Annotated in this window: 17 protein-coding genes; 7 read left to right on the top strand and 10 right to left on the bottom strand. The window is 43.5% G+C overall.

All coding sequences use genetic code 11. The features are described 5' to 3' along the window. Positions 1-54: 54 nt before the first annotated feature. Positions 55-573 carry a DinB family protein gene (locus UQ64_RS06185; RefSeq protein WP_060622612.1) on the bottom strand — a complete coding sequence of 173 codons (519 nt, stop codon included), beginning with the start codon at positions 571-573 and terminating at the stop codon, positions 55-57. A gap of 137 nt (positions 574-710) precedes the next feature. Here UQ64_RS06185 and UQ64_RS06180 point away from each other — a divergent pair, with 137 nt between their 5' ends. From UQ64_RS06180 to UQ64_RS29905, 5 genes are all read left to right on the top strand, one after another. After that, on the top strand, positions 711-1,376 hold the full coding sequence (locus UQ64_RS06180) for a hypothetical protein (RefSeq protein WP_060622611.1): 666 nt from the start codon (positions 711-713) through the stop codon (positions 1,374-1,376). Beyond that, entirely contained in the window at positions 1,357-1,884 is a 528-nt protein-coding gene (locus UQ64_RS06175) for an accessory gene regulator ArgB-like protein (protein WP_060622610.1), read from the top strand. Before UQ64_RS06180 ends, UQ64_RS06175 begins: the two co-directional genes overlap by 20 nt. Next, complete coding sequence (locus tag UQ64_RS30685; protein ID WP_156417466.1) at positions 1,881-2,000, top strand: cyclic lactone autoinducer peptide; 120 nt, start codon at positions 1,881-1,883, stop codon at positions 1,998-2,000. The genes UQ64_RS06175 and UQ64_RS30685 overlap by 4 nt, the downstream gene beginning before the upstream one ends. A gap of 21 nt (positions 2,001-2,021) precedes the next feature. After that, positions 2,022-2,354, top strand: a complete 333-nt coding sequence (locus UQ64_RS06170; RefSeq protein WP_060622609.1) for a LytTR family DNA-binding domain-containing protein — start codon at positions 2,022-2,024, stop codon at positions 2,352-2,354. A 217-nt stretch (positions 2,355-2,571) separates the two neighbouring features. Beyond that, positions 2,572-2,742: a sporulation inhibitor A family protein gene (locus UQ64_RS29905; RefSeq protein ID WP_082651005.1), complete on the top strand. Its 171-nt coding sequence runs from the start codon at positions 2,572-2,574 to the stop codon at positions 2,740-2,742. 186 nt (positions 2,743-2,928) lie between these two features. Here the strand turns inward: UQ64_RS29905 and UQ64_RS06165 are convergent, their stop codons facing one another. From UQ64_RS06165 to UQ64_RS06150, 4 genes are all read right to left on the bottom strand, one after another. Then, positions 2,929-3,237, bottom strand: coding sequence for a hypothetical protein (locus UQ64_RS06165; protein WP_060622608.1), 309 nt, complete (start codon positions 3,235-3,237; stop codon positions 2,929-2,931). A 119-nt stretch (positions 3,238-3,356) separates the two neighbouring features. Beyond that, a complete protein-coding gene (locus UQ64_RS06160) occupies positions 3,357-4,016 on the bottom strand; it encodes a helix-turn-helix domain-containing protein (protein ID WP_042190416.1) in 660 nt (219 codons plus the stop codon). Between the two features lie 447 nt (positions 4,017-4,463). After that, positions 4,464-10,883 (bottom strand): phosphodiester glycosidase family protein, encoded by a 6,420-nt coding sequence (locus UQ64_RS06155; RefSeq protein WP_060622607.1) that lies wholly within the window; start codon positions 10,881-10,883, stop codon positions 4,464-4,466. 117 nt (positions 10,884-11,000) lie between these two features. Further along, a complete protein-coding gene (locus UQ64_RS06150; protein ID WP_060622606.1) occupies positions 11,001-11,912 on the bottom strand; it encodes a LysR family transcriptional regulator in 912 nt (303 codons plus the stop codon). A gap of 163 nt (positions 11,913-12,075) precedes the next feature. Between UQ64_RS06150 and UQ64_RS06145 the strand changes: the two genes are divergently transcribed. Then, positions 12,076-12,825, top strand: a complete 750-nt coding sequence (locus UQ64_RS06145) for an SDR family NAD(P)-dependent oxidoreductase (protein WP_060622605.1) — start codon at positions 12,076-12,078, stop codon at positions 12,823-12,825. Positions 12,826-12,885: 60 nt separating this feature from the next. Here UQ64_RS06145 and UQ64_RS06140 read toward each other — a convergent pair whose 3' ends face one another. The 3 genes from UQ64_RS06140 to mobB all read right to left on the bottom strand — a co-directional run bounded on the left by UQ64_RS06140 (position 12,886) and on the right by mobB (position 14,575). Further along, positions 12,886-13,176 carry a MazG nucleotide pyrophosphohydrolase domain-containing protein gene (locus tag UQ64_RS06140; protein WP_060622604.1) on the bottom strand — a complete coding sequence of 97 codons (291 nt, stop codon included), beginning with the start codon at positions 13,174-13,176 and terminating at the stop codon, positions 12,886-12,888. Positions 13,177-13,347: 171 nt separating this feature from the next. After that, a complete protein-coding gene (mobA, locus tag UQ64_RS06135; RefSeq protein WP_156417465.1) occupies positions 13,348-13,962 on the bottom strand; it encodes a molybdenum cofactor guanylyltransferase in 615 nt (204 codons plus the stop codon). Continuing rightward, on the bottom strand, positions 13,904-14,575 hold the full coding sequence (gene mobB / locus UQ64_RS06130) for a molybdopterin-guanine dinucleotide biosynthesis protein B (protein ID WP_245237904.1): 672 nt from the start codon (positions 14,573-14,575) through the stop codon (positions 13,904-13,906). Before mobB ends, mobA begins: the two co-directional genes overlap by 59 nt. 135 nt (positions 14,576-14,710) lie before the next feature. Between mobB and UQ64_RS06125 the strand changes: the two genes are divergently transcribed. Next, positions 14,711-15,424, top strand: a complete 714-nt coding sequence (locus tag UQ64_RS06125; protein WP_245237868.1) for a YwiC-like family protein — start codon at positions 14,711-14,713, stop codon at positions 15,422-15,424. A gap of 190 nt (positions 15,425-15,614) precedes the next feature. Here UQ64_RS06125 and moaA read toward each other — a convergent pair whose 3' ends face one another. Continuing rightward, entirely contained in the window at positions 15,615-16,631 is a 1,017-nt protein-coding gene (gene moaA / locus UQ64_RS06120) for a GTP 3',8-cyclase MoaA (protein WP_060622600.1), read from the bottom strand. 25 nt (positions 16,632-16,656) lie between these two features. Further along, positions 16,657-17,907 (bottom strand): molybdopterin molybdotransferase MoeA, encoded by a 1,251-nt coding sequence (locus tag UQ64_RS06115; protein WP_060622599.1) that lies wholly within the window; start codon positions 17,905-17,907, stop codon positions 16,657-16,659. Positions 17,908-17,933 lie beyond the last annotated feature (26 nt).

Below are 17,933 nucleotides of genomic sequence, written 5' to 3'. Positions count from 1 at the left end.
AGCATTCCGAAGCCGCGATGGCCTCAGGAATGCTTTTTTTAAAATAAAACTCGATTAAACCAGATATCTTTCTTTAAGAATATTCAAATGATGAAGATCATGCCCAATCATAACGCAGGCCACTGCTCTCGCCGAGATGGTTCCATCGTTAACCGTTCCCTTACGAGTCCATGCGTCTTCCGGCAAAGTATCCAAAAGGACTTGCGTTGACTCTCGGACAAGCTTGTAATGAGCCAGTAGTTTTTCTAGAGTGTGCGCTTCAAAATTTGCGGTAAGTACGTAGTCCTTTTCATCAAAGCCCGCCAGCGGAGTCGTATCTCCTCTTGCAACGCGCAACAAACGATAAGACATAATTCTTCCTGTATCCGCTAGATGGCCAACCATTTGCTTAATACTCCATTTGTCGGGAGCGTAACGATGCTCTCCTTGTTCTTCCGTAAGATTCGAAATAAAAGTGCAAATCTCATCCGTCTGCTCTTTAAAAATAGTAATGATGTCTCCTTCAGCTGGCACTAAATCAACATATTTTGATAATTCTTCAAGATACTCACTGCTTTCTGGACGTCGATCCATGTCTAAACCCCCTTCATTTTGAATTTTTTTGAAAAAATAGAAGAAAAATTATACTGTAGTTGTTGTATTTTAGCTCATTTTATACGATACTTGCAATAATAGGGTTAGTTATACTAGAAGACATCGGGAGTGTCGGCATGATAGATTTTATTCTGTTTATAATATTTTCAGGACTAGAGACATATGCAATGTTCTTTCTGGCTTTCAAAATCTTTAAAATTGACATTTATCATAAAGAGATGATGTTTGCTAGTTTTATTATGGGCTTTTTTTCTTATTCAATTAGAATCAACTATGAGTTATTTCAATTAGATATTCTCACACAATATGCGTTAATGCTTTGTTTTATGTGGCTGTTATTCCGGATTCATCCCTTCTACGCTTCTATATTAACCGGGATGGTCTATCAAACATACTTTGTGATTCAACCCAGTCTTATGTATCTATTAGACTCTGTAATCAACATGTCTCTAAATACTTCGGAACCGATTACAATAAACATTATTACAATGCAGATCTTATCAGCATTAACCGCGATTCTCATTGGTATGTATGTGGGTCATAAACGAATTGGATTTGACTTTGTACCTGATAAACCCGATGTAAAAATTAAACCAACGACTAGCGAAAAAATACTATTCGCTCTTAATCTTCCTACACTAATTGTCATTACTTCAATCAGCTACTTTCTTGAATCCTTTTTCTTTTTCTTGATCCCATTTTTCTATGGAATAATATTATGGGGATATCTTTATTTCTCCTACAAAAAGGATAGAAATAATTATGAATCATTTAACTCTTAAAATTGTTGAGGTCATTAAGAAAAGTAATCCAGAGCAAACACATCCCATTGAAATCATGCATTATGCCCTTAGCATTATTCTGAATACTTTATTAATCATTATAACCTCGTTATGCATTGGCGGGCTCACAGGACAGCTAAAGGAAACATTCTTAGCCTTATTTAGCTTCATACTCCTAAGAATGTCTTCTGGTGGTGTGCATCTAAAAACCGCAAGGGCCTGCAATATTGTATCTATCTTTATATGTTCACTGATCCCTCATATCACTTATCTAATACATAACCAGTTCATTTGGATTAATCTTTTTTCTTTGCTTGTAATGATTCTATGTGCTCCAAATCCTGATGCTAATGCGCAAATCCCCAAAGAATGGTATTTGGGTTTAAAGATCATTTCCATAATTCTGGTTTCATTGAATTTTTGGATTCATTCGTCTGTCATTGGATTGGCATTTTTAGTTCAATCCTTTACAGTTATAATTCCATTACAAAGGAGGCCAATCAAATGAAGAAAAATTTAGCTCGTTATGCTTCTAACCTATTAGGTATTTCTGCTGTTGTTTTTGCAACAATTCTAAAACCAGCACTTTACAGTCCTGAAGTTCCAAAAGAACTGCGCAAGTAATTAAACAAGGATGGGGAAAAAATGCGTGTCTTACAAAAAGACGGTTCCTCCTGTGATATTCTGGAGGAAGAAATATTGTATTTCTCGAATTACAAGAATACAATATTCGTCCATACGAAAGAAGGCGAATTTATTCTCCCCACCACGCTTTCCGATCTTTCCGTAGCGTATGAGGGTAAGGGATTTAAACGTCTTGACCGCAGCAACGTCGTTAATATCAACAACATAGAAGGCTATGATCCCGGACGCAAGATTGTATGCTTTAATCAAGGTAAGCAGTTCACTACCGTTTCGGAATCCAATGAACCTCGCCTAAAGAAGTACTTATCTACTCATAAGAAAGACTCTGATTAAAACAATCCCGACATGTATAGTACATGTCGGGATTGTTTTGTTTTTTTAAAACTTAAAATAATCCAATCTATTATCACACAAAATTATCCATTATGCCATAATTCCCCTAAGATGTAAAGATAAATTCGTAGGATGAATGACAGGAGACGGATTGTATTCCAAATGATACCATATATATAAATGTGTAATAAATACAAATGTATAATGGAGGAACCATATGAATTACTATTTTCATCCCTCACCACGCCCCTCATCTCTTGAATCGGTATCTGATGAAGAATTACTTAACATCTACGCGCTAGCGGTTGAAGCACAAGCTTTACCAGATTTTATAGAGATTGTTAGAGAGATTTTAGACAGTAGAGATCTCATACAATCTGAAAAATAATAACATCCTCCTAAACAAAATTAATTTGCTTATTATGACGCAATTATATAACTTCCCATGTGTTACAGCGAGTGTTCTCTAGATTAACTTCATGTTAACTTCATCAACATAAAGAAGGTAGAGCCTCCTAATGGCCCTACCTTCTTTGTTTGTAGCAAGTACTATTCCCTGAAATAGAGTAATCTCCTACTCCGTAATTTCCGTTTTAAATACATTTTCCAATTTCCCGCCAAGTCTTTTCTTCAGAGGAACTTTGATATCTCTACCCAGCTCTTTGAAAAATGTTTCAACATCGCATTTCACATTTTGTGCAGTCGCGATTACAGCGCCATCACCAACAATATTTTGATTCTCATCAAGAGGAACATCAACTTCGATATCATACTTTTTGGATAATGTCTTGATGTATCGTGCGAAGATCTCCAGCAATTCCTCGTTATTAAAATTCTCTATAGCGACTTTTCCCTTGCTGGTAAACTTCATGTTAATTTTCATTATTAATATCCCCTTTTCTGTCAAACCATTTTTAGTTGTTAGTTTATGGATCAAGATGAATAGATGGCTGCAAGAAAGGGCAACATTATTCATTTTTGAGATCATTTATGAAACATACATTATTTATAAGCACCCTTTATCTGTTGTACTTTAAACTGCGTAAATTCTTTGAGCGCTTGTATGACCTGATCCTGTTCTTCTTCCTTCAGCTCATAAACGCACTCCCGTAACCACTCGCCAAATAGAAAGGCTTGACGCCCTTTCCGAGGGCTCTTTCTTAAGGAGTCGAGGCAACCCTCAAACTTATCGTTCAGGACGTCGGTAAGATTGTATTTCTCAATCTTCTCTATTACCATTCCTGCCCCATATTCCGTTTCATAAACTATGACTTCATTAGAATCAAAGGAAACGTAAGATGTTTCTTTACCTTCCTTTGCCCTGAATTCCTTAAGCTTGTTAAATGCCGTCTCATAAATGTAATCCTGAGACTGTTTAAGCTGTGGCAGTTCATAACCATGCTTTAAGGTCTTGATATATTCAATATCTGGCATATAGTCTGCCAAATGATACATCCGATTCTTCAGATCTGTTCCAAGTGCTTCAATGATCTTGTCCAGATTGTCTTTTAGCGGGATGCTCTCTCCACGTTCGATCTTGCTAAGCTGTGAGTAACTTATGCCGCTCTTTTCTTCCAGTCCTCTTAAGGTTAACCCTCTCGTCTTTCTGATGTGCCGAATGAAATTACCCAGCTCATCGGGATAGTTCTCAAAATCATTCATGGGAGTCACCTCCCTACTATCATAACACAACATAACAATTTGTGTTGGCTTATAACAATTAATACTAGTAATTACTTGTCTCTGAAGGGTAATTCACAACACTATAGACCCAATATAATCCTATATTTACAAAAGGCTGGAGGAGGATAGCGCTATTACTCCAGCATTTGGATTGTGATCATTGATTTGAAATTCCTGCGTATCGGACAAGGAGTTCATATTAAGCTGTTTTCTGCCATTTCACTCAGCTATCAGACTCAAATGCAGCTATTCATTAAAATATACTGTGAATACGTGCAAAAGTATGACAATAAGATCAAATGGAGTCCGAATAATGGACCAAAAAACTGAAATAGCTGCAATACAGTCCGTATCGATCCTAAATTCAGCTAAACCAATTAGTCAAAAAACAGCCAGTCCCCAACAACCTGAGACTGGCCATAATCATTACTCCATAACACTTAGCAGGTTGAGGATCATCTTTACACTTTCGGCACGTGTTCCATTCTGGTTCGGTGCAAATTGCCCTTTAGCACGTCCTTGCATCAAACCAAGTCTGTACGCTTCGCTGATTGCCTCTTGAGCCCACTCTGGAGCAAGACCAATATCGTTAAACGCCGAAATGTTACGACTAGCTACAGATACACTATTCTTGGCGTAGGCATATGCACGTGCCAGCATCGCAGCCATCTCTTGACGAGAGATTTTGGCATCCGGCTCAAACTGTAAAGCGGTCTGACCGTTAACAATTCTAGCTTGTTTTGCCAACCCCACAGCTTCTGCAAACCATTTGTCAGCTGGTACATCAGCGAACACAACTTCTGCTTGACCGTTCAAGCCAAGTGCGCGTACTAACATAGCTGTAAACTCAGCACGCGTAACCGCACGGTTTGGATCAAATCGATCCGCTGATACACCTTGTATAAGCTGTTTTGCCGCAAGCTGCTTCACAGCAAGGTAAGCCCAGTGATCCGACTTCAGATCATTGAATGTTTTGTCATATTCTAATACAACGTATTTACTAAAATGACTGACGGTAGCAGATAGATAACCATCCATCCATGTACTGCTTATATACTCCAACTTGCCAGCCTCATCCATAAAATAAATACCAAGCAAGCTTCGATCTACATTCGCACTGACCTTAAATGAAATCGTGATTGGCTCTGCAAACTGTCTTAACGAGAAGGACTGGCTATTTTCTGTGATGATGCTGAGCGACCATTCTCGCAGATCACTTTTCGCTCTCAATTGTGCTCCAGCCAGTGTACCTGCACGATCCAACAGATTCACTGCTGTATTACTAACTACAGTGTTCAACCGTAGTGAAATCTTACTCTTTGCAATGACTTCAGTTGAGACAAGCTTACTTAATTCAGCCAGCACCTCCGTAGGTATTGTAACTGATAAATCCTCCATGACCACTTTGAGTGGAGCACGTCCAAGCAGTTCAACCGCGTTGCCTGGCAAAAGCAATTCCGTAACCGCTCCGTCAACAGAAACCACAACTTCACCTCGAGCATTCTTGTTCTCTGACAGTTGTGAGGCTGTTATGGTTACTACACCCGCCTGGGCAGGTGCCGACGGAGTTGGTGTTGGAGTAGCGATTGGCGTTGGTGTCAACGAAGGCCCCGGCACCCAGCCACCTGGCGTTGGTGTTGGCTGTGGACTTGGGGACGGCGTCGTACTTGGCCAGCCCTCAGTCACTGTCAAAACATAATCAGTGCACAAACCATTATAAATAGCGCTGACTTTTGTTGTACCAACACTCAAAGCATGAAGTTCTCCAGCCTCGCTAATCATTGCAATGGAATGATCGGATGTATCAAAGTTTACTCCCTCGAACAATTCTTGCTTGCTGCCGTCACTATATACCGCCTGAACAACAACGGAGCCTTTACTTCCTTGTTCCAGCGAATCCGACCCATCCATCGTTATTTCTGTAAGAATAGGAGCCTCACCATTTGTTACGACAAGGTTATACTCCGAGGCGAACTCCCTATAGGTTACCGAGATCACAGTGGAGCCTTTCTGATGAGCTTGAACCAAACCCTGTTCATTAATTGTAGCAATGTGCTCATTCGAGCTGGAATAATGAAGTCCATCTAATATTGCGATACGTTTACCGGATGCATAGACAGCTTCTGTGACTGTCTGGTCGACTTCTTCCGGTTTAAGATGTCTTTTGCCCTGAAGCTTAATCGCTTGCAGCGCATCTACAGTTATCGTACTTTCCGCAAAAATATTCGGGTAACCTGCCACTGTGACTCTTACCTTAGCTGTCCCTGGTTTTACCGCATTAACCAAGCCATTTTCATCTACAGTAATTACTGATTCTGTCGCGTCAGAAACGATGGACCATATCTTTGTCAGATGATTAGCCTCATCCGGCCCCACCTTAGCTTGCAATTGCAGGCTAGCCCCAGGCTCAAGCTCATCAGTTGTTTGATCAAGAGTAATGGATTCCGGAACAAATTTGCCGATCACTAAACGGTCAATCTCAACACCATCTACCGTTCTTGCGGTAACCGTAATCTCGTTCTCTTCAATCTCAACAGCGGTATAGATTTGCTCATCTTCGTCATATATTTTTTCCTGCCAGAAACGTGGTGTCAGCGCATAGAACTTAGGGCCCGAGGAACCGCCGATAACATATCGAGTGCCTTCGCCTTCTGCAACCTGCTTACCATCCTTCATCGGAAAAGTTCGCAAATAAATATGATCATGACCGTTCATCACCAGATCTACATTGTACTTATCAAATACCGGAACCCACTTCGCCTGCACCTGCTCATTCGAATAGATGCTGCCGTACGGTCCTTGATGGAAGATAATCACCTTCCACTTTTTATGTGTAGCGGAAAGATCCTCATCCAGCCACTCTGTCTGTTCTGCGAAAGGACTACCTGAATGCTCGGTATTCATAACCACAAAGTGCGTATCTTTAATATCAAAAGAATAATTTGTACCTTTCACGCTCGCTGCACCATTTTGCGGATTATTGAATTGCGCCAGATAATCCCCATCTCCATTGGTACCCATCACTTCATGGTTCCCAATGATCGGAACAAGTGTGGTATTCTTCAGCTGCTTTTGTGCTGCATCGAACCACCAGTTCCACTGCTCTTGTTCAAAGCCTTTATCCACCATATCTCCAGCATGAACCAGCATTTCCGCATCTGGCATATAAGCAAAAGCTGCTTCAATCGTATTGCCCCAAAGACCAAAACCAGCCTTAGAATCTGCTTGGGAATCTCCAATAAACAGGAACTTTGTAGAAGTGTCCTCACCAGCACTTGTAACAAAAGACCCTTGCTCACTTACATTTGACTCCCCATCACCCACACGATAGACATATTCCGTTCCGGGGGTAAGCGCGGTGGCTTCCGCTTTATGAACTCGCATCGTTCCGTCATTGTTGGTGTTGTATATTGAACTGCTGCCGGTAATTTTTATTACATTCGCGGCTTGAAAGCTTGTAAAATCCGCTTTTTTCACAAGTTCTACTACAGTGTCCATGGTCAACGGTTCTGTCTGCCAATTAAATTGACGAGAAGTTGCTGCATCTTGACCCATCGTAACATTAACATTCCGCGGGGCAGCAGTACCGTCATACTGAGCAACCTTGAACGTCATTACAGGGCTATAGGCATTTCCTTTTACCGCCTGCAATTTAAAGGTTCCTTCTGCTGAAGTGACGAAGTCAGTAGTAAGTGTTCCACTTGCCCCTGAAATAGCACCTTGTACTTCCACTCCATCGAACAGCAGCTTTGCTCCTTCAACAACACTTCCATTCAGATCTTGTACCGTAAAAGATGCATCAAAGCCCTTCGCTAGTTCATAATGGTTCCAAGTAAGCATCAACTGTGACTTCACAACTGATTCAACAGCAGCTCCCATAAAAGAAATTGGAACTCCGGCGCCTTCTGTAGAAGTTACAGATCCGGATGTATTTTCAATTATAAAAGGTTTGCTTGTATCCCCAGCCAGCTGCTCCTGCGTAAAGGGACCCACATAATGATTGCGAACCGTATATTTAATTTGCCCGATTAGATCCGTATCTCCGAGATTGGAGGTATTGATATTCGTTAGGTTAAGACGCACAGTGCCCAATACTGGATCAATGATCGACTCCATTTGTGCTTCTGATACCTCAATCCCCCGAATCACCTGCAAATCTTTAATGGCAGCAGGATTAAACGCAAACGTAAGATTTCCTTCCTTCAGCTTGCTCGCCTTCTCTGCCGTTACGTCCAAAGTGTACGTGTTGCCGGCATATACTACTTCTGGTGTTTTGTACACATAGAATGGAGAACCCAAATTCACTGTAAAATACCATTCTTTTATCGTCTGGTTACCACTCAAATCCCGAATGGCAACTTTTACTTTATGACGGCCTTCTGTAAGTGGAACCTTTGGTTTATAAGTGATCTGACCCTTTGGAGGATAAAAGCCATGCTCTACTAATTGATCGTCCACATACACTCGTGTTTTGTCCGGATCGATTAAGGTCGTTCCCTGATGCACCACTGGATCATAACCATCATCCTCACCATTGACGGAAAGGGTTGGCGTAGCTGTTTTAACAATTTCGTTCACACCAGGATAGGCATCTTTAAGAATAGGAGGTGTTCTATCCTCCTCTGTCGGGCCATAAATGACACGAATATCATCAATATAAATAGCTCCCGCACTCTTGTTAAGATTGCTTGTCTCCATATAGCGAACAGGCATATCCATCGTTAGTGGTATGGTTTTCCCCTTAGGCACGGATACTTCGACGTATTTCCACCCCATCCAGTTCACACCATTCACCTGATCGGTAAAATCCACAGGCACTGCCGCATTATTGCCATCACGAATCTGTCCCCGCAGCCAGTGCTTTTTGCCATCTCCGTAAATCCACATACTGATCTTCTCAGGATACCCCGGAATCTGAATCCGATTGGCAGTTGAGCTTGCGGCTAAATAAGCACCCGATGTGCCTGTTTTATTAACAAAATCATATTCCAGCTTCAAGGCTTTATCCCCATTGCGAACAAAATCCTGATCCGTCACTTCTTTAATCGCCACACTGTTAGCTGCTGCACTAGAGGCTATATATTTATCAATACCATTCTCAAAATCCTCCAGCATTACAGGCGGCAACCCCACATTTACTTCAAAAGAGGTCTCAACGTCCCCGTACTTAGCATAAATCTTTCCGTTCTTCCCGTTCTCAATAGTCGCTTGAAACATACCCTTCTCATCCACGGTTCCGATCTCGCCGTCCACTCGCCATTCGAAGCTATGGTTGTCGGCTTGAATCACCTGTCCATTACGTAGCGCCTTCACAGTTAATTGCTGAGCCGCACCTGAAGAATAAGTTTTAATCTCATCAGGAAACCTAAGCTCTGTGAGCTTATCCACAACTTCAATTTCTCCACTGCCTTTGACTGCCCCATCCTCTACAGTTACTTTGCCTGTGCCGGCAGTGGTTCCTGCTGTGAAGTCTCCGTTCGCGTCGATAGTACCAAGGTTAGCGTCCACCTGCCAATTCAGCGTACCCGAATAAGGCACCGGATGGCCGTTCTCGTCCACTCCTGCCGCTTTGAACATAAAGCTGGAGCCTTGTAAAATACGTTCCGCATTGGGCTGCACAACCAGCTTAGAAGCTGAAGATTGCTCAGGGGCTGTATTGACAACCAGCAAACCATTGCCGGTTTTACGTTCGTATCCATCGGATCCCTGATTCATCATTCGGACACCAGATGTACCTGGCATTCTAGCCACAAAAGTAGAGGAACCGCCACCATCCAGATTCATGGCGTTCACAACACCCATATCCTTCAGAATGTTGCCAAGCTCATCGGTATCCACACCTTCACTGAAGCCCGGAGATCTTCCATCCACTTCGAATAGAACGAGACTTCCGTCCGCTTTTGTACCAATGGCTGTACGTGGATGAATCCCTGTAGGTCCAACACCTTGTTGAACCACTCCGTCTTTAACCAACGGTCCTTCGCCACCAATAGCTACCTTAACATCATTCCATTCTCCACTGAGTGCAAAGCTTGCAGTTACGTCATCACCAACCGATAACCCTTGCATAACAGCACGAGACGTCCCAATAGCAGACAAAACCACTTTTCCTTGGGTAAGCGGTGTGTTGCCTTGATTGTTGCGGATCTCAGATACCTTCAGCTTCAAGGTCTGGCCGCTCTTCACTTCTCCCTCGACAATATCTAGAACAACCTCGTCACCCTCATTGGTCGACTTTGTAGTTGTATTATAATCTTCCGTATAAAGAACCAGCTCATTCGTATTTCGATAACGGTTGATGCTAGTTAGATTAGTTGTTTTTCCATTAATCGTTACGTTTTTAGTCAGCTTCGGCACCCCATAAATCGAGCTGCCATCTTCTTTTAAACCGAAAGTAAAAGCTGAGATCGAACTGTTCAGGATCACACCATCATCCATAAACAATCCATTAGGAACACCCGTGGCAAAACCGGAGATTTCATAGAAATCACCGTTAATCCCTGCGATCACTCGGTTTCCAGGCGAATCCGCATACGTGGCCATTTCGGTAACGCCCTTCATACCGTATACCTTTCCATCCTTCGTGCCTGCCCGCAGCTCCAAATTTCCTTGTCGCGGGTTGAACTCCACTGCATGTATCTTTTGTAAACCACGTTCATTCTGGAGATCCATCCAGGTATACATCGCACCAGGTGCAAGCTCTGTTTGGCGTACATCCATAACGGTTCCGTAATCTGTTGCTGGTAAATCAGAAATGGAAGCGCGAACAAATGCTCCCGGCTGCAACAACGAAATCAACAAAACAAAAATAACTGCCACATTAATTTGCCTTAGATACCTTTTCACTGTGTTGACATCCTCCCCACTTGGCTGTCCTAATAACGATCTGAGCTTGGACAACATCATAGGGTTTATATTAACTAGGAAGCGTAAAGGTTAGATAAAATTTACCAAGGCATACTGTTAACTTCTTCTTATCATTTCATCAAATTCATGTTTAAGCCTGTTGATAAATCTTCGGACCGTTTTCGATCCTTGTTTAGAAGCTGAAACAATAGAACCTGGACTATGGTGATCTGGGGATCTTAGCTCAATCGTCTTCATGATCTTCTGAGAATCCTCAAATGTTTTTAGAAAAGAATAATCCATACCAATCGTTATTGCGAGTCCTGCCGCAACTGCATTCTCAATGGCACGGGTGTTATTACTTATAAAAAGAATATTCATCGGCCCAACTCTCAGTAAATAACGCTCCACAAAATCCTGTATGTAATGATCATCGTATAAAACCAACGTCTGCCCCACTAACTGTTCAGGTGTAATCATTGTATTTAAAGCTAACGGTGAATTTGGATGTACACCTACAACAATTTTCCCTTCCATTAATTCCTCAAATACGACTCCTTTATGTTTCTCTGATAAGCCCTCTGGTGAGACCATCAGTCCGATATCCATTTCATCCTGAAGTACATTATCCAGAATTTCTTTAGGTCCCTTTTCAAAAATCTCTATTTTCACGTTTGGAAAATCCACCTTAAAACCGGATATGACCTTCACTATTAGATGCATGGGTCCCGGAATCGTAGCAATCTTCAAATGACCACTTAACGTATCGCTATAGATTTGGGCTTCAGCTTTTAATTCATTAACTTTCATTAGAACTTCATTTGCTTTGCTTATAATGGCATGTCCCTCTGCTGTGGGAACTGCTCGTTGGCCTCGCGAACGAATGAACAAAGTAACTCCAAGCTCCGCTTCTAGCAATGTTATGGACTGACTTATGGCAGACAGGGTGATATGACGATTCTGAGCGGCTTTGGTTAGTGAACCAATCTTTGCGACTTCAACGATATTCTCGCATTGCTCTAAATTCATTTGAATCACTCCCTAAGTTAATATTTACTTAATACCTATTAAATTTACTTAAATTTTAATTAATTCGGGCAGATGTTACAATGTAAATAAGTTAGTAAATAACCTTTTCACTATATGAACCTATATTTCTAGTATAACTATATTTCTCGAGGAGGAGTCTCAAATGACAGACAAAAGAGTAGCCGTAATTACTGGTGGAGCCAGTGGAATCGGGAAACAAACCGCTATTAAATTCGCAAGTAAAGGTGACCAAGTGGTCGTTGCCGATTTTAATCAACAATTAGGTGAAGAAACGGTCGCACAGATTATCAAGGATGGTGGCGAAGCTATTTTCGTCAAAACCGATGTTTCCAAATATGAAGAGGTAGAGGCATTGGTTGAGAAGACCGTTGTCACTTATGGAAGAATTGACGTCATGTTCAACAATGCCGGGATCGGACGTGTCACTCCTGTACTAGACCAAGATCTTAAAGATTATCATAGTGTTATTAATGTCAATCAGCATGGTGTTGCCCATGGGATTATCGCTGCTGGTAAAAAAATGCGTGAACTCGGCATCAAAGGGGTCATCATCAATACAGCTTCTGTATTTGGATTCCTTGCTTCCCCAGGTACATTCGCATACCATGCTTCCAAAGGTGCGGTTATTATGATGACCAAATCCGCAGCACTTGAAATGTCCGTTCATGGCATCCGCGTACTCGCCGTTGCTCCTGGGGCTGTAGATACACCAATCATCCAAGGATATAAAGATCAAGGAATGGTCGACCAGATGAAGAGCAAAGTAATGGGTAACAAACTAACATTGCCTGAACAAGTTGCAGACACTGTATACTTGCTCTCCTTACCAGAGGCTAGTGCAATTAACGGTAGTGTTGTAATGGCTGATGAAGGTTATGCTTCATTTAAATAAAATGATTGATGTAAAAAAATCCAAGGCTTCCCGAGTGGGACGTCCTTGGATTTTTTTATGCTACTCCCATGTTCTAAGTTCATTTATTTCCAACTTACGTTTAAATGCCTGATCCAGATCAATATCCAGCTTATTGGCCAGATCAAAGATATTCCACACCACATCGTACATCTCGTATCCCAAGTTTTCTTTCTTCTCCGCATCAGGGTCGAAAGATACGGAAAGTACCTCTTTGGACAACTCTCCTACTTCAGTCATTAAGTACAGCATTCTCTGCTCAATGGAGCTCGTGTCAAAACCTTTGGTTTCACTGAACTTCTTCACATACTGTTGAAACTCTGATGCATTCATTTCCTTACGCCTCGCTTTTTGGGTAAATTTCTATGTTAGTGACTTAGGTTTAGATGACTTGAATTGATTATTATTATACTACAAGGCAATTTGAGCAGTACTAATTTATCAGTTAATTTATATGCATAGTACCCTGAGTGACTTGGAAGGTTGTAACTGTATTGATCCGGTTTACCTAAGGCGACGATTCGATATGTGGAGCAAATCCTTATATTGCTCAGGTGTATCTACATCTGCAGTGAAATCCTCATGTATACCAGCACCAAGGAGATCATCCTTATTCACCCCTAACCAATGCATCGAATCTAATAATCCTGATAGCCGGTATTGTAGCATTTCCAGTCTTTCAATGATAATTGGCAAGATCAGGTGCGGCCGATATACCCCATGGAGCATCTGATGCTTTCCGTTAATGATGGGAAGAACAGCAGCATAGTCGCCTTTCTTGAACCGGGTGAGCATCCACGAAGCTGCGGGCGCAGAAATATTAGGACTATCGCATCCGACAACCCAAGCATAATCCGTCTCCACCTTGGCAAAAGCGGCATGAAACCCGCTTAAGGGTCCATGCCCTAGATAGATGTCTGGTATATAACTTAGACCGGATGGAAGGCAATCCTCATACGGGGATGCATCGTTCGTAACAACAATGATCTTGGAGCAAATAGTACGCATTTCCTTCACCTGTCTAACAATAAAATGCTCCCCGTTATAGGTCAGAAGCGCTTTATTCTGACCCTTCATCCGGGAATTTTGTCCACCTGCTAATATGACTCCTGTCAACAAGATTTGCACCTCCTGTAAGGGAACTTCCTTCTTCCAGATCAGGGATTCCCGGATTAGATTGAAGCAGCGATAAAGCCAGGGAGAGGACCTCCTGATCAATAAGAGCTTGATCCCGGAGAGACAGTACAGGGGTAGAATTCTTGCTTATCGGAGACGTTACACTGTCCATATTCGCATCCTCCTCCCAGCTTAACCATAGACAAATATTCGTTACTCGATTTCGTAGGGTTATCATTTCATCTACATTGCGGATCATGGCGATTTTGGGGTATTCCGCAGACTTGAACCCTTCAACGATCAGCAGATCAACCTTACCATACATAGACTGTACGATTTCTTCCAAGGAAGTCTCAGACTTCCGCATTATTCTTGTAGCCTCTGACGATGTCAGTACAGTTTCAACCGCCCCGTGCAGTAAATGCTTGCTGCTGTCTGTACCTGGATCATCTAATTGAAAATGGTGAGCATCGTGTTTAGCAGACCCGACACGTATACCTTGAGTGGATAGAGCGCGAATTAAACGACAAGCAAGTGTTGTCTTCCCGCTATTCTTAAATCCGACGATTTGTAATACAGGAACCGGGCCATGTACTACTGTATGATGAGATTCCATAGTCACGATGTTTACTCCTTTTCTTGAAATGATTAGTGCTTCAAATCACCCGGGTCCCCTCAGGAAAAACGTATATTTAAAGAGTATGGCATCCTCACATGCCATGATATTTCAGGGTAGGAGGTCATGTATAGTATGAAGAAGTATATCCCTAACCAGCACGGTGCCTGGGCGATGCTCGTCCTTCCCTTTCTGTTCGGGGTAGCAGCATCCAGCTGGCAACCTATACATATTCCGCTGTTTATTTGCTGGCTTCTGATCTATTTGTTCAGCTTTCCTTTACTGCAGGGGGTAAAGACAGGGAAATTTGAGCGCTATGAAAAGCCTTTGAAGGTATATGGAATTCTGCTGCTGCCTATAATCGTCCATCTAGTGATAACCGAACCTGCACTATTATGGTTTGTTCTGCCGCTCGTGCCTTTATTCGCTGTAAATCTCTATTATGCAAAAGCTAAAAATGAACGTGCCCTGCTCAATGACATCTCGGCCATTTTGGCATTTTGCCTGATCATTTATCCGGTCTTTTATGTCGGTCAGGGGGAGAGCTGGCGGACAGCGGCCGAGCTGTTCCTGCTGGCTGTGCTGTACTTTGTTGGAACCGCATTGTATGTCAAAACTATCATCCGTGAACGCAAAAATATCCATTTCTATTACGGATCTGTGCTGTATCACCTGCTGGTTGCAGCAGCCGGGCTGTTCCTGTTTCCGTCTCTGATTGTTCCGCTGCTCATCCTGCTTCTGCGGGCAGCCATCCTCCCAAGGACGGCAATCACTGCAAAACGTACCGGACTCATCGAAATCGGCTTCTCCCTTATGTTATATGTGTCTGTGCTTGTGTTGTACTTCTAGGATATAGCTGTAAAAAACCAGAAAGCTCTTCTGCCGTTAATCCGGGTAGAGGAGCTTCCTTGTTGCTGCGTTAGTCTATTCTGCGATCATTTCCGGATTGCTCGATCCTGAGGCACAATAAGGATACATTGCTCAGCCAAAAATGATCTGCAATCCGGCTCGATCAACAGCTGAAATTGCATTCTGCCCTTCAGCCTCCAATATAGGACATGCCGATCTTTGTTCTGTTCTTCACGGTTTGTTCTGTCCGCTCATCGGAGTAACGGTCTGTCCGCTGCTCCCATACGTCCCTAATGGCTAGCAACAAGCTTTTGTCACTCGCACCGCTGCGAAGCATTCCCCTGAGATCAAAACCGTCTGATGCAAATAGGCAAGTGTACAATTTGCCGTCCGAAGACAACCGGGCCCGTGTACAGGAGGAGCAGAATGATTCGGATACGGAAGTTATAAAACCTACCTCTGTGTAGGTGCCCTTGTACCGGTACCTTTTGGCTACCTCGCCAAAATAATTGTGGTTCTGTGCTTCCAATTCAAATGAGTTTTGTAGGCGTTCCAGTATTTCCCGTTTAGTTACGACCTTCTCATAGCTCCAGCCGTTATCATTGCCGGCATCCATAAACTCGATGAACCGCAGCGTTATATTCTTATCCTTGAAATAGGCTGCCATCGGTACAATCTCCGATTCGTTCACACCTCTTTGTACCACCATGTTTACTTTGACCTCAAACCCGGATTCAACGGCATGATCAATATGTTGCAGAATTAATCCAGACTTAAAGCCCCGTCCATTCATTCTTCCAAACCCCTCAGGCTCCAGGGCATCCAGGCTGACGTTCAGTCTGCGGAGCCCCGCAGCATACAGTGGCGCTGCCTGCCCACCAAGCAGTACCCCGTTCGTCGTCAGTCCCATATCTTTTACGCCACTGATGGCGCGGATTCCCGCAACAAGCTCAGGCAGATCCCGCCGCATGAGCGGCTCGCCTCCGGTCAACCGGATTTTGCTTACTCCAAGGGATACGAACAGCTTCGTCAGCCGGCAGATTTCTTCAAAGGTTAGTAGCTCGCTTGCGGGGAGGAATGCATAATCATCACCGAACACTTCCTTCGGCATGCAGTAGGAACAGCGGAAATTGCACCGGTCTGTTACCGAAATCCGCAAATCATGGATAGGCCGTCGCAGTTGATCCTGTAGTGGATGTGCATTCATGACTCTTATCTCCCTTCCGGTAGGCTTACAGTACCCATTCATCCGTACCTTCTTCAACACCCAGCAGCAGTACATCAACAAGATCACCTGCGGCATAACCTCTTGTCCCGCCCGGCAGCACAATCAGCGAATTCCCGCGTGCGATAGAAGATACGGCATTAGATTTATTGAAGCCGGCAGGACGCACCGAGCTGCGGTCATGAACAGCCCGGATAAACCGGGTGAATGGATTGGCCTTCGGGAAATCCTCCGCCAGTACCGCCGTCGTGCGCGGCAGATAAATTTTATCAGCCCCCATCATTTTGAGCAGGGCGGGTCTAACAAACAGCTCAAATCCCGTGAAGCACGCAGAAGGATTGCCTGATAATCCGAACAAATAGGTATCCCCAGTAACCGCGACTGTGGTCACACTGCCCGGACGCATCGCCACCTTGTTAAACAGCACATCAGCCCCGAGCCGCTTATAAATTTCCGGCAGGTAGTCATAGTCACCGACAGATACACCGCCCGTTGTAATCAAGCAGTCTGTTTCTGTCAGCGCCTTCCGTACCGTCAGCAGACATGCTTCCAGTTGGTCTGCGGCTGTATCATACAGCCGGTAAGGGATACCCATCCGGGCGAGCTGGGCAGCAATCATCGGTCCGTTACTGTTGCGGATTTTGCCGGGGGCAAGCTGTGCTGTCACCTCCAGCAGTTCGGTTCCTGTAGACAATATCCCTACAACCGGCCGCTTACCGACCTGAACATACCCGCAACCGAATGTAGCCAGCAGTGCTACAATACCGGGATGAATGAAGCTGCCGGCCGGAACGATCATTTCCCCTGACCGCATATCTTCACCCTGCAGGGACAGATTCTCCTGTGGTTCAAAAGCTTTACGGATTGTAAACGTATGACCTGCTGCTGTAGCCTGTTCAAACATTACTACAGCATCCGCTCCTGGAGGCAGCGCCGCTCCCGTCATCAGACGAACGGCTTCGCATGGTCCTATTACAACCTGAGATACTGCCCCTGCGCCGATATGATCTACTACAGTAAAGCTGATCCTGTTGTTACCGGAAGCACCGGCAGAATCTGCCGAAGCGATTGCATATCCGTCATAGGGTGATCGGGTAAAATGCGGAACATCATGGGTTGCCGTCAGCGGTTCCGCCAGGATCCGTCCATAGCTTTCAGCAAGTGGAACCCTTTCTGTACCTATGCGGCATGCTCTTTCAGTTACCCGGAATACAGCTTCTGCCACGGTAACCGGAGTTCTGGTCTTTTCCACCTTCATCTGCTCCTAACTTAGTGCCGGACTAA

The organism is Paenibacillus etheri (assembly GCF_001012825.1).
Classification (GTDB): Bacteria; Bacillota; Bacilli; order Paenibacillales; family Paenibacillaceae; genus Paenibacillus_AQ; species Paenibacillus_AQ etheri.
Note: the sequence above shows the minus strand (reverse complement) of the source record. Positions and strands in the feature narration are given on the sequence as shown.